The 13,136-nt window shown below is 68.6% G+C and carries 8 protein-coding genes and 1 tRNA gene; 4 read left to right on the top strand and 5 right to left on the bottom strand.

The annotated features are described in order from the left end of the window. Positions 1 to 18: 18 nt before the first annotated feature. The 3 genes from OG963_RS10195 to OG963_RS10185 are packed head-to-tail and all read right to left on the bottom strand — an operon-like array spanning position 19 to position 5,098. The gene (locus tag OG963_RS10195; RefSeq protein WP_093778988.1) at positions 19 to 2,166 is read right to left on the bottom strand and encodes an acetate--CoA ligase family protein; all 2,148 of its coding nucleotides are present in this window, start codon (positions 2,164 to 2,166) and stop codon (positions 19 to 21) included. Positions 2,167 to 2,168: 2 nt separating this feature from the next. Next, complete coding sequence (gene frc, locus OG963_RS10190; RefSeq protein ID WP_371798790.1) at positions 2,169 to 3,398, bottom strand: formyl-CoA transferase; 1,230 nt, start codon at positions 3,396 to 3,398, stop codon at positions 2,169 to 2,171. Between the two features lie 17 nt (positions 3,399 to 3,415). Beyond that, on the bottom strand, positions 3,416 to 5,098 hold the full coding sequence (locus OG963_RS10185) for a thiamine pyrophosphate-binding protein (protein ID WP_371798789.1): 1,683 nt from the start codon (positions 5,096 to 5,098) through the stop codon (positions 3,416 to 3,418). A 166-nt stretch (positions 5,099 to 5,264) separates the two neighbouring features. Between OG963_RS10185 and sucC the strand changes: the two genes are divergently transcribed. From sucC to OG963_RS10170, 3 genes are all read left to right on the top strand, one after another. After that, positions 5,265 to 6,398 carry an ADP-forming succinate--CoA ligase subunit beta gene (gene sucC / locus OG963_RS10180; protein WP_093778992.1) on the top strand — a complete coding sequence of 378 codons (1,134 nt, stop codon included), beginning with the start codon at positions 5,265 to 5,267 and terminating at the stop codon, positions 6,396 to 6,398. A gap of 11 nt (positions 6,399 to 6,409) precedes the next feature. Further along, positions 6,410 to 7,315, top strand: a complete 906-nt coding sequence (sucD, locus tag OG963_RS10175; protein WP_037823612.1) for a succinate--CoA ligase subunit alpha — start codon at positions 6,410 to 6,412, stop codon at positions 7,313 to 7,315. Between the two features lie 281 nt (positions 7,316 to 7,596). Next, positions 7,597 to 9,165, top strand: coding sequence for an aldehyde dehydrogenase family protein (locus OG963_RS10170; protein WP_319330476.1), 1,569 nt, complete (start codon positions 7,597 to 7,599; stop codon positions 9,163 to 9,165). Between the two features lie 58 nt (positions 9,166 to 9,223). Here the strand turns inward: OG963_RS10170 and OG963_RS10165 are convergent, their stop codons facing one another. After that, positions 9,224 to 10,528: a DUF2254 domain-containing protein gene (locus OG963_RS10165; RefSeq protein ID WP_093778996.1), complete on the bottom strand. Its 1,305-nt coding sequence runs from the start codon at positions 10,526 to 10,528 to the stop codon at positions 9,224 to 9,226. Positions 10,529 to 10,753: 225 nt separating this feature from the next. Between OG963_RS10165 and OG963_RS10160 the strand changes: the two genes are divergently transcribed. Then, positions 10,754 to 10,841, top strand: a tRNA-Leu gene (locus OG963_RS10160). A 243-nt stretch (positions 10,842 to 11,084) separates the two neighbouring features. On the opposite strand, the gene OG963_RS10155 is transcribed toward OG963_RS10160, so the two are convergent. After that, positions 11,085 to 12,962, bottom strand: coding sequence for a CocE/NonD family hydrolase (locus OG963_RS10155; protein ID WP_371798788.1), 1,878 nt, complete (start codon positions 12,960 to 12,962; stop codon positions 11,085 to 11,087). Positions 12,963 to 13,136 lie beyond the last annotated feature (174 nt).

The raw sequence follows: 13,136 nt of genomic DNA, 5'->3' as shown, positions 1-13,136 counted from the left end.
CGAGCTCTCGCACTCAGGTCATCGATCACCGTCCAACAGCCCGGCAGCACGGGCCCATCGGTACTTGGCGCCCAGTACGGCCACCGGCTGCTCCGTCGTGTACGGGTACGCCACGACACCGTGCTCGAAGAGGTACTGGCACGCCTCCTCCACCTCCGTGTCGCCGGCCAGCGACGCCACCACGGGCTTCTCGATCCCGCGCTCGCGGAATTCCGCGATCACCCGCGCGGTCAGCTCGGCGAAGACCATCGGGGGAGTGACGATCGTGTGCCAGTAGCCGAGGACCAGCGCATGGATGCGGGGGTCCTCCATACCGAGGCGGATCGTCGCCTCGTACGTGGACGGCGGCTCGCCGCCCGTGATGTCGATCGGGTTGCCGGCCGCACCGAACGGCGGAATGAACGCCTTGAACGCCGCGTCCAGATCCGGCGGAATCTCCATGAGGGAGAGCCCGTTGTCGACGATCGCGTCCGACAGCAGAACGCCCGAGCCGCCCGCCCCCGTGATGATGACCACGTTGTCGCCCTTGGGCGTCGGCAGCACGGGCAACGCCCGCGCGTACTCCAGCATGTCGTTCAGCCCCGGCGCCCTGATCACCCCCGCCTGGCGCAGGATGTCGTCGTACACGGCGTCGTCGCCGGCGAGTGCCCCGGTGTGCGAACCCGCTGCCTTCGCGCCGGCGCTGGTACGGCCTGCCTTCAGCACCACGATCGGCTTCTTCGGCACGGTCGCGCGCGCGGCCTCGACGAACGCGCGCCCGTCCTTGAGGTCCTCCAGGTGCATCGCGATGCACTGGGTGTTCGGGTCCTCGCCGAACCAGGTCAGCAGGTCGTCCTCGTCGATGTCGGACTTGTTGCCGAGCCCGACGATCGCCGACACACCGGTCTTCGTCGAACGGGCGAAGCCGAGGATCGCCATGCCGATACCACCGGACTGCGAGGTCAGGGCCACCCCGCCCTTCACGTCGTACGGGGTGCAGAAGGTGGCGCAGAGGTCCTGCCACGTCGAGTAGTAGCCGTAGATGTTCGGCCCGAGCAGCCGTACGCCGTACCGTTCGCCGATCGCCACGATCTCGTCCTGCAGGGCCTGTTCACCGGTCTCGGCGAATCCGGAAGGGATGAGGACCGCATTGGGTATCCCCTTGCGCCCCACCTCTTCCAGCGCCGATGCCACGAACCTGGCGGGGATCGCGAAGACCGCCACATCCACATCACCGGGTACGTCCGTGACGCTCTTGTATGCCTTGCGGCCCAAAATGTCATCAGCCCGGGGGTTCACCGGGTGGATCTCCCCGGAGAAGCCGCCGTCGATGAGGTTGCGCATCACCGAATTGCCGATCTTGCCCTCCTCGTTGGAGGCGCCGATCACGGCGACCGAGCGCGGCTCCATCAGCCGGCGCATCGAAGCGAGGATCTCCTCGCGCGGGTAGGTACGCCGGGGCTTGACCGTCTCCGTCGACAGCAGGATCCGGATGTCGGCCGCGATCGCACCGTCCGGCGCGGCGATGACCGGATTGAGGTCGACCTCCGCGATCTCCGGGAAGTCCGTGACGAGTTGGGAGACCCGCCGGATCTGCTCCGCCAGGGCCTGGCGGTCCACCGGTGCCGCACCCCGAACACCGCGCAGGATCTCGGCGGCGCCGATCGAGTCGAGCATCGACAGCGACTCGTCCGCGCTGACCGGGGCCAGGCGGAAGGTGATGTCCTTGAGGACCTCCACCAGCACACCGCCGAGCCCGAAGGCCACGACCTTCCCGAACGTCGGGTCGGTGACCGCGCCGACGATGACCTCCTGGCCGGGCGGCACCAACTGCTGCACCTGAACACCCTCGATCCGCGCGTCGGGCGCGTACGCCCGCACGTTCTCGATGATGCGATGGAACGCGGCGCGCACCTCGGCGCTGCCCTCCACCCCGACGACGACACCGCCGGCATCCGTCTTGTGCAGCACATCGGGGGAGACGATCTTCAGTACGACCGGCCCGCCGAGCCCGTTCGCGAAGTTCACCGCCTCATCGACGTCCCGTGCCAACTCCTCACCCGGCACGGCGATCCCGTACGCATCGGCGACGATCTTGCCCTCGGGCGCGGTGAGCGCACTGCGTCCGGCGGCCCGGACGGAGTCGAGCAACGCCCGTACGGTCTCGCGGTCCTGTGATTCCACCATGTTCAGATGACTCCGTTCGTCTTCAGCAGCCGCAGTTCCTCGTCGCCGAGGCCCAGCTCGCCGACGTACACCTCTTCGTTGTGCTCGCCGAGCAACGGCGAAGTCACGACATCCACCGGGGAGTCGGACAGCTTCAGGGGGGAGCCGACGGTGGTGAACGTGCCGCGCTCCGGGTGCTCCACCTGGACGACCATCTCGTTGGTGACCAGGGACTCGTCCGCGATGATCTCCTGGGTGGAGAGGATCGGGCCGCACGGGATGTTGTGCGCGTTCAGCCGCTCCAGCACCTCCCACTTGGGGAGCGTCGCGGACCACTCCTCGATGAGCTGGAACATCTTGTCGAGCTTGGGCAGGCGGGCCTCGGGCGTCGCCCACTCGGGATCGTCCACCAGCTCCGGACGCCCGATGAGCGAGGCGAGCGGCTGCCAGCCGACCGGCTGCACGATCACGTACACGTAGTCGTTGGGCCCGCCGGGCGCGCACTTCACCGCCCATCCGGGCTGCCCGCCGCCGCTCGCGTTGCCACTGCGCGGCACCTCGTCGCCGAAGTCCTCGTTCGGATACTCCGCCAACGGACCGTGTTCCAGCCTCTGCTGGTCACGGAGTTTCACCCGGCACAGGTTGAGCACCGCATGCTGCATGGCGACGTTGACGCGCTGACCGCGCCCGGTGTTCTCCCGCTGGAACAGCGCGGCCAGAATGCCCGCGACCGCGTGGATGCCGGTTCCGGAGTCGCCGATCTGCGCGCCGGTCGCGAGCGGCGGACCGTCCTCGAAGCCGGTGGTGGACATCGAGCCGCCCATGGCCTGGGCGACGACCTCGTACGCCTTGAAATTGGTGTACGGACCCTCACCGAATCCCTTGATCGAGGCGTACACGATCCGCGGGTTGATCTCCTGGATCCGCTCCCAGGTGAACCCCATCCGGTCGACGGCGCCGGGCCCGAAGTTCTCCACCATCACATCCGAGCGGCGGATCAGTTCGGTGAGGATCTCCTTGCCGCGCTCGCTCTTCGTGTTGAGGGTGATGCTCCGCTTGTTGCAGTTGAGCATCGTGAAATAGAGGGAGTCGACATCGGGCAGATCGCGCAGCTGTTTGCGGGTGATGTCGCCGCTCGGCGCCTCGAGTTTCACCACGTCGGCGCCGAGCCAGGCGAGCAGCTGGGTGGCGGAGGGTCCGGACTGTACGTGTGTCATGTCGAGGACGCGCACGCCCTCAAGAGCTTTGGTCATGCCCAATGGCTCCTCTGCTACTTGTACATGGTCTGGTTCATGGTTCCGGGGGCGTACGCGTCGGGGTCGACCCAGACGTTGATCAGCGACGGGAGCCCGGACTCCCGGGCCCGCCGCAGTGCCGGTGCGATGTCGGCGGGGTCGCGGACCTCCTCGCCGTAGCCGCCCAGCATCTGGGCGAACTTGTCGTAGTGGACGTCGCCCAGGGTGTTGCCGACCCGTTCGCGTTCGTCGCCGTACTTCGCCTTCTGGCCGTAACGGATCTGGTTCATCGATGAGTTGTTGCCGACGATCCCGACGAACGGGAGGTTGTAGCGGACCAGCGTCTCGAAGTCCCATCCGGTCAGGGAGAACGCGCCGTCACCGAAGAGCGCCACGACCTCCTTGTCGGGCCGGGCCTGCTTCGCCGCCAGCACGAACGGCACCCCGACGCCGAGCGTGCCCAGCGGCCCCGGGTCCATCCAGTGGCCGGGCGACTTCGGCTGGACGACCTGACCGGAGAAGGTGACGATGTCGCCGCCGTCCCCGATGTAGATCGAGTCCTCGGTGAGGAAGTCGTTGATATCGCTGACCAGCCGGTACGGGTGGATCGGTGAGGCATCCGACTTCAGACCGGGCAGCCGCTTCTCGATCGCGGTCCGTTCGGCGGCACGCAGTTCCTCCAGCCACGCCTTGCGCCTGACCGCACCCCCGTCGACCCGCCCGCTCGCCGCTTCCGTGACCGCCTTCAGGATCAACCCCGCATCGCCGACGATCCCGAGGTCGACGTCCCGGTTCTTGCCGACGGTGCGGTAGTCGAGGTCGATCTGCACGACGGTCGCGTCGGGGGAGAGCCGCTTGCCGTACCCCATCCGGAAGTCGAACGGGGTACCCACGATCACGATCAGATCGGCGTTGGAGAAGGCGTACCGCCGCGACAGCTGGAAGTGGTGCGGATCGCCGGGAGGCAGTGTGCCGCGCCCGGCCCCGTTCATGTAGGCGGGGACATTGAGCGTCCGTACGAGCTCGACGGCGTCGTCCGTCGCCCGGGTCGTCCATACCTGACTGCCCAGCAGGATCGCCGGCTTGTCGGCGTGCACGAGGAGATCGGCGAGTCTCTCGACGGCCGCGGGGTCACCGGCCGTACGGGTCGAGGCCCGGTACTGCCCGGCCTCCGGCACCCGGGCCTTCGCCACCGGGACCTTGGCATCCAGCACATCGCGCGGGATCTCCAGGAAGGAAGGCCCGGGTGCCCCGTGGTAGCACTCGCGGAAGGCCATGGACACCATGTCGGCGACGCGGGCGGTGTCCGGCACGGTGGCGGCGAACTTCGAGACGGGCGCCATCATCTCGACGTGCGGCAGGTCCTGGAGCGAGCCCATCTTGTGTTGGCTGTACGCTCCTTGACCGCCTATCAGCAGCATGGGTGACTCGGCGCGGAAGGCGTTCGCGACCCCCGTCACCGCGTCCGTCGTCCCCGGTCCGGCGGTGACGACGGCACATCCCGGCCTGCCGGTGATCCGTGCGTAGCCGTCGGCGGCATGCGCGGCGACCTGTTCATGGCGTACGTCGACGACTTCGATGCCCTCGTCGACGCAGCCGTCGTAGATGTCGATGATGTGGCCGCCGCAGAGGGTGTAGATGCGTTCCACCCCCTCGGCCCTCAGCGCTTTGGCGACCAAGTGCCCACCGGAAATGAGCTCCTCGCTGTCCTCGGGCATGGCGGCCCTGTCCCTTCGTAAGGGGAGTGCAGGAGCCATTGCCCGTGCTCCCGCGGTACATTGCATACAGTCGACGAATACTGTATGAAGCTTGTTATCCCGCATCCGGTGGGTGGTGTCCAGGGGGCGAGCGGCACTTTCACAATCGGCACGATCGGGAGTGGCTATGGATCTGTACGAGCACCAGGCACGGCAACTCTTCGCAGAACACGGCATAGCGGTACCGGAGGCCGAGGTCATCGACCGCGCGGCCGACGCAAAGGAAGCGGCGGGCCGGCTCGGTGGCCGGGTCGTCGTCAAGGCACAGGTGAAGACGGGCGGCCGCGGCAAGGCGGGCGGAGTCAAAATCGCGGCCGACCCGGCGGCCGCCGAACTGACCACCCGTCAGATCCTCGGCATGGACATCAAAGGCCACATGGTGCGGACGGTGATGCTCGCCCAACCCGTCGACATCGAGGCCGAGTTCTACGTCAGTTACGTACTCGACCGAACCGCCGGCACCTTCCTGGCCATCGCCTCCGCAGAGGGCGGCATGGAGATCGAGGAGGTCGCCGCGACCCGGCCGGAGGCAGTGGCCCGCATCCCCATCGACCCCGTCGAAGGAGTGACGGAACGCAAAGCCGCACAGATCGCCGCAGCGGCAGCCCTACCGCCCGAGGCCGCCCCGGTGCTCCAGCGCCTGTGGCAGGTGCTCACCAGGGAGGACGCCCTGCTGGTCGAGGTCAACCCCCTGGTCCGTACGGTGGACGGCCGGATCCTCGCGCTCGACGGCAAGGTGACGATCGACGACAACGCCGAGTTCCGCCAGTCCCGTTGGGGAACGGAGGCCGGTGATCCGCACGGCGACCCACTGGAGGCAGCGGCCGCGGCCAAGGGCCTCAACTACGTCAAGCTCGACGGTGAGGTCGGCATCATCGGCAACGGCGCCGGACTGGTCATGTCCACCCTCGACGTCGTCGCCGGCTGCGGCGCCCGCCCTGCCAACTTCCTCGACATCGGCGGCGGCGCCTCGGCAGGCATCATGGCCGACGGCCTCTCCGTCATCCTCTCCGACCCGGCGGTCAAGTCGGTGTTCGTCAACGTCTTCGGAGGCATCACCTCCTGCGACGCGGTCGCCGGCGGCATCGTCCAGGCCTTGCGGTCAGTACGCCTGACCAAACCCCTCGTCGTCCGCCTCGACGGCAACAACGCCGCCCGTGGCCGCGCGATCCTCGACGCACACGCGCACCCGCTGGTCGAGCAGGCCACCACGATGGACGGCGCCGCGCGCCGAGCAGCCCAACTGGCCGACGCAGCCTAAGGAGACCGGACATGGCCATATTTCTCACCAAGGAGAGCAAGGTCCTCGTCCAGGGGATGACCGGGGCCGAGGGCATGAAGCACACCCGCAGGATGCTCGCGGCGGGCACCCGGATCGTAGGGGGCGTCAACCCGCGCAAGGCGGGCCTCAAGGTCGACCTCGACGGCACCGAGATCCCCGTCTTCGGCTCCGTGCGCGAAGGCATGGACGCCACCGGAGCGGACGTCACGGTGGTCTTCGTCCCGCCCCCCTTCGTCAAGTCGGCCGTCATCGAAGCGGCCGACGCGGGCATAGGCCTGGCGGTGGTCATCACCGAAGGCATCCCGGTCCACGACGCGGTGGCCTTCCACGCCCACGCCCGTACCCGCGGCACCCGCATCATCGGCCCCAACTGCCCCGGCGTGATCACCCCCGGTCAGTCCAACGCGGGCATCATCCCGGCCGACATCGCGCCCGGCCCGGGGCGGATCGGCCTGGTCTCGAAGTCGGGCACGCTGACGTACCAACTGATGCACGAACTGCGCGACATCGGCTTCACATCGGCAGTGGGCATCGGCGGCGACCCGGTCATCGGCACCACGCACATCGACTGCCTGACAGCGTTCGAGAACGACCCCGACACGGAACTCATCGTCCTCATCGGCGAGATCGGCGGTGACGCGGAAGAACGAGCGGCGGCGTACATCACGCAGCACATCACCAAGCCGGTGATCGGCTACATCGCGGGCTTCACGGCCCCCGAGGGCAAGACGATGGGGCACGCGGGTGCCATCGTCTCGGGCTCGTCGGGCACGGCGGAGGCAAAACAGAAGGCACTGGAAGCGGCAGGGGTACCGGTCGGCGCCACACCGACGGAGACGGCCAGGCTGGTACGGCAGAAGCTGGGGATACCCGACCCGTCGGACACACGCAGCTAGTCGGACAGTTTCAGCCCGTCCGGCGATCGAGGAACCGGGGCCCGGGGCGGGGCCCCGGTTCCAGGAAGGGGCGGCTCGGGGAAAAGCCCGCCTCAGGCGTCCCACCCCCGCCCTCACGGCACCCGCCCCGCACCCCGCTCCCGATCCTCAGCCGCAACCGCGTGACGTCGCTCACCACTGAGGCAACACCCCTGCCCTCCCCGTGCCGACTTCACTACCGTCCGGTAGGAGCGAGCCGTCCCACCTCCCGCCCCGACTGTGCACCGAGAGCGGAGACTTCCATGGCACCGACCCGCCCCATCAGCGCCGACGCCCCCACCCGCACCCTCAAACCAGGCACAGCCTGGTCGGACGCCTGGCAACGCTGCCTCACCATCGCCCCCGAGGCATTCCAGGCCGACCGGGTCCTCAACCTCTGGGCAGCGTCCTGGCAACAGGACGGACGCGCCCTCACCGCCAACAGCCCCGTCGACGGCACCCCCATCGCCGGCCCGCCCCGCCTGGACGCCGCGACCGCCCAACAGGCGGTCCGGGCCTCCCTCGACCAGCACCGCGCCTGGCGTCACATCCCGCTCGCCGAGCGCAGCGCCCGCGTATCCGCCACCCTCGACTCGCTCACCGAGCACCGGGAACTCCTCGCCCTCCTCCTCGTCTGGGAGATCGGCAAACCCTGGCGCCTCGCCCAGGCGGACGTGGACCGCGCGATCGACGGTGTCCGCTGGTACGTCGACAACATCGACCGCCTCCTGGCCGACCGCACCCCGCTCCCCGGCCCGGTCTCGAACATCGCCAGCTGGAACTACCCCATGTCCGTGCTGGTCCACGCGATGCTCGTACAGGCCCTGGCCGGCAACGCGGTCATCGCCAAGACCCCGACCGACGGCGGGGTCGCCTGCCTCACCCTGGCCTGCGCCCTCGCCGCCCGCGAGGGCATCCCACTCACCCTCCTCAGCGGCAGCGGAAGCGAACTCTCCGCGCCTCTCGTCCGCTCGCGCGAGATCGGCTGCGTCTCCTTCGTCGGCGGCCGGGACACCGGGGCCCGTATCGCCACCGAAGTCGCCGACCTCGGCAAACGGCACATCCTCGAACAGGAAGGCCTCAACACCTGGGGCATCTGGAACTTCACGGACTGGCCGTCGCTGACCGCCGTCATCCCGAAGCTCTTCGACTACGGCAAGCAGCGGTGCACCGCGTACCCCCGCTTCGTCGTCCAGCGCAGCGCGTTCGACGCGTTCCTGTCGGCCTACCTCCCCGCCGTCCGCTCACTGCGCACCGGCCACCCCCTGGCGGTGGCGGACCCGGCGGACCCCCTCCCCACCCTGGACTTCGGCCCGCTGATCAACGCGGCGAAGGCCAAGGAACTGGCCGATCAGGTGACGGAGGCCATCGACCGGGGCGCGATCCCCCTCCACCGAGGGTCGACGGCCGACGCACACTTCCTCCCGGGCCAGGACACCAGCGCGTACCTCCACCCGGTCACACTCCTCAACCCGCCCCCGTCCTCCCCGCTCCACCACGCGGAACCCTTCGGCCCGGTCGACACGATCGTCCTCGTCGACACGGAGGCGGAACTCCTGGCCGCCATGAACGCCTCGAACGGCGCCCTGGTCGCCACGCTCTCGACCGACGACCCGGCAACGTACGAGCGCCTGGCCCCCCAGATCCGCGCGTTCAAGACCGGTCACGGCACCCCCCGCTCCCGAGGCGACCGGGACGAACTCTTCGGCGGCTTCGGCGCGTCCTGGCGCGGCGCCTTCGTGGGCGGTGAACTGCTGGTCCGGGCGGTGACGGACGGCCCGGCAGGGGAGCGACTCCCCGGCAACTTCCCGGATTACCACCTGATGCCGTGACAGCCGGAGGAACGCCCGCGCTCACTGATGCCGTGACATCCAGGAGGAACGCCCCAGCTCACTTGATCCCCTGACGATCGGGAACGAGCGCGAACTCCCGCTCGGTGACGTCGGGCACCGTGCGCTCCACGGCCTTCACCAGGAGCTCACGGTGCCTGACCAGCGTGCCCTTCCGGTCCTCCGGAGCCAGAGCCACCACATCGTCGATCCCGGCCAGCATCCGCCGGGACACCTGCGGACTCCTCGCCGCGCACCACCGGATCTCCTCGAAGGCGAGGTCCACCAGATCGGTCCACTCCGGTCCGTTCTGCACAAGCCGCACCGCACCCGCTCCGTCCCGGTGCAGCACCGCGCCGAGCGGCAGATGCACCATGGCGGCCAGCAACTGCACGATCCGGTCGAGGCACTGCACGGCGGTGGTGGGATCGTTCACCGCCGGCGACAGGGCCCGCAGTGCGATGTCCGAAAGCTGACGCAGCCCGAAGGCCAGATCCTGCTGCGCCGTGCGCTCGACTCCCACCGAGATCGTGTACCTCGGCATCCGCGGTGGCGGAGCGGCTCCACCATGAACGGCGAGTAACGGCGTGCCCGGCACCACGAAGTCCCCGATCCGCGGGATCAGCCGCAGGACCACCCCATGCCGCCGAGCAGCCCGCACCAGCCGCGCCACGTTCACCTCACGCAGCACCCCGGCCCGCCCCGAGTACCCGATCCGCGCGGTCTCCTCCCCGAGCGGCAGCTCCTCCCGCACCCCACCGGGCATCCGGCTGAGCACCTGCAGGGACTCATGGGTGATGCGATCGACGACCGGCCCCACCTGCATGAGCCGCAGCGTCGAGCTCACGTACGCGATGAACAGCAACAGACTGAGGCCCACCATGGCCAGCGTCAGCATGCTCTGCAGAATCGGTACGGACGTGACCCGTCGCGGGTCGCTCCCGCTTTCGTACGAGGTCAGAACCAGCAGCGAGAACGAGAACGTCGCCAGGAACACCGTCAGCGTCATCTTGCTGATCCGGCTCCGGACGAAGATCCGCACCACCCGCGGCGTGAGCTGACCGCTCGCCATCTGCACGGCCACCAGCGAGATGCTGAACACGACACCGATGAAGGTCATCATCGCCGAGCTGACGGTGGTGACGATGGTCCTGGCATCGTCGGCGAACCTGATCAGATCGCCGACCTCCTCGTACGCCTGCTCGTCCTTCAGGTGCGTGACGATCTCCGTATCGAGCACCGAGACGCCCCACCACAGCGCGAAGGAGCACACCAGCCCCACCGTCGGAGCGAACCAGAACGTATCGCGCAGATACTCACGCAAGGGGGACAGCGTCCGGGGCCGCCGGTAGCCGCGATCACTCATGTCCGCGAAGGTAGCCCGGCCGCCCGCACCAGGCCCGTACGCCGCCCGGCGAACCACCGGAGCACTGTACGTGCTCGCTCGGATCCGGACCGTATGCGACGACTCCCAGCGCCCCTCGGCTGGGCCAACCGCACCGCACTGACCACCGAATATGCAGGTGAGAGCCACCCCGAACCCCTGGTATTGTTTTCTTTGTCGCCGCGGGAGACCGGGGCCGATCACCTAGTCCGGGTGGCGGAATGGCAGACGCGCTAGCTTGAGGTGCTAGTGCCCTTTATCGGGCGTGGGGGTTCAAGTCCCCCCTCGGACACCAACTGATAGCCCACGGGTTGTCGCGGAGTGCTGGTTGAGATTTGTCTCGACCAGCACTTTTTCTGTTTTCCGGAGTCGTAGGCCAGGGTGGGCCCCCAGCCGACGATGGATCTCCGCCTTGTCCGCGGCTTCCGCTTGGCGGACTACGGCGGCCAGGCCTCGCGCGCTGCCTGGGCCGGTGCCGGACGGTGCTCCGGAGCGGGTCGGGAGCCGTGCCGGCCCGCTCCGGCTTGTGGGCGTGGGATCAGATGTGGCCGCCGGGCGTCACGGTGAAGGAAGCCGGACCGGCCGGCAGGTCCACCGTGAACTGGCGCAGGTAGGTGTCCAGGTACGGTGAGCGCTCTCCTTGGGTGGCTACGTCGTCGGACGGATCGTCCAGGGACAGCCTCAGCACGGCGCCCGAGACTTTGACGGTCCGACCCGATGGGGTGTCACGCCACGATCCGGTCTGGATCGAGCCGATCTCCACAGCCAGGACATGCCCGGCCGCCAGCGTCCAGTCGGTCGCCTTGAGGTCGACGCTCATCCGGCCCGCCTTCAGCAGGGAGACCTGCTCGTCGAACATCACGGCCTTGCCGTCCGGGCCGACGTCGTAGAGCTTGAGCATGACGTTGCCCTTGCCCTTCGCGGTCAGCGAGATGTTCGGTGTGGCGGTCAGCCGTACGTCCTGTGCGAGTGGCTGCGACCAGACGAAGAAGCTGGAGCCGACCTCACCGGCCTGCTGCTTTTTCGCGACCCCCTTGGCCAGACCCTTGGGGCCCGACTGTTCGGTCGTCGGCGCGTTCTCCATGTCCCAGTTCGCCGATGGCTGCACGGTCTTGGGCGCCGGCGTGCCGGCTACGGAAAGGTTCGCGCGGGCGGAGGCCCCGCCGTCGTCGAGGTAACTGCCCCTCCCCAGAGGGAGGGTGACTTTGCGCTCCACCACCGGCCACGTGTCCTGGGCCCGCCAGTGACCGGTGGAGTCCTCGACGGAGTACCTCGGGTAGTCGACCGAGGGCCGAACTCCCTTGAGGTACTGGTCGTAGAAGGACAGCGTCTCGTCGTACCAGCCCTCGCGGCCCATGGCCAGACGACCGTCGCTCACCCGGTCGCCGCCACGCACGTGGTCCCACTGGCCGACCCAACCACGCTCCGGGCCGGTGTGGTTGGTGAGGTACTCCTGCATCTCCTCGGGCTTGGTGTTGTTCTCGACGAAGCCCTGGGTGACGAAGAGCGGCGTGTCGGTGCGCCGAGCCATCCTGGCCAGGTCACGGGAGGTCCAGAACGGGTCGTTCCGGTCGGATATCCGGTAGCCGGCCGAGTTCTCGGTCAGGCATCCGGGGTGGTCGTCCTCGTACCGGGCGTTGGCCTGATAGCGCACGTCGTCGTCCGGCAGCGGGGCCATCGTGGCAATGCCGTTGTAGGCATTCGCGGTTCCGGTCACATTCGGGCGGGGGACGCCGTTGGAGTAGATGTACGGGTACATGTCCCAGAGTGGCTCCCCGGCGACAACGGCCTTCAGCGCGGACTGCTTCAGGTCGTTGCCGATGAGGCCGGTGACGGCGTCGTAGGACTTGCCGTACATGCCCACCGCGCCGGTCGACCACGGTTGGCCGGCGGCCCAGTTGATCGCGGCCTTCACGTCGGCCTGCTCACCGGGACCGCCCCAGTCGAGGCAGCCGGTCGAGCCGCCGAAGCCGCGCAGGTCGACCATGAGGAACGCGTAGCCGTGGGCGAAGAGGTCGCTGCCCTCGATGAAGTCCTGGAAGCGATTCGAGGGACCGGTGTGGGTCCAGCCCTCGGAGTTCGTCTGGCCCATGTGGCCGAAGTAAGGGCCGATGGAGAGGATGACCGGCACCTTCTGCCCGGCGGGCACGCCTTCGGGCATCAGCAGGTCGCCGTGCAGTTCGGTACCGGAGCCGTCCGAGGACGGGAAGTAGTGCTGGGTCCAGACCGAGCCCTTCGGGACTCGGTCGTTCTGCTCGTGCGTGATGCCGTCGGTCGCGGTGGCGACCGCCGTCGTCGGGGTGGGAGCGGAAGCGGCGGCCGGTGACGCGACGGCGGGGCCGGCGAGTGCGCCGGTCAGCGCCAGAGTGGTGACGAGTGCCGAGGCGGCCCAGCCGGGCGCGCGACGTCTGTTCACATGTTCTCCCGAGTCGTCGGTACGGAGCGAAACGGCGATTCCGGTCGAGCGGCAGCGCCTGCCCGCCATCGCAGCGACGACGGACTGCCGTACACATGCCAGGAATGGGATCATGTGTGCGAACCCTGGCTGGAACCGATGGCGAGCGAGCCTAAGGTCAGCACTGAAACACGT

This window comes from Streptomyces sp. NBC_01707 (genome assembly GCF_041438805.1).
In the GTDB taxonomy this organism is placed as follows: domain Bacteria; phylum Actinomycetota; class Actinomycetes; order Streptomycetales; family Streptomycetaceae; genus Streptomyces.
Note: the sequence above shows the minus strand (reverse complement) of the source record. Positions and strands in the feature narration are given on the sequence as shown.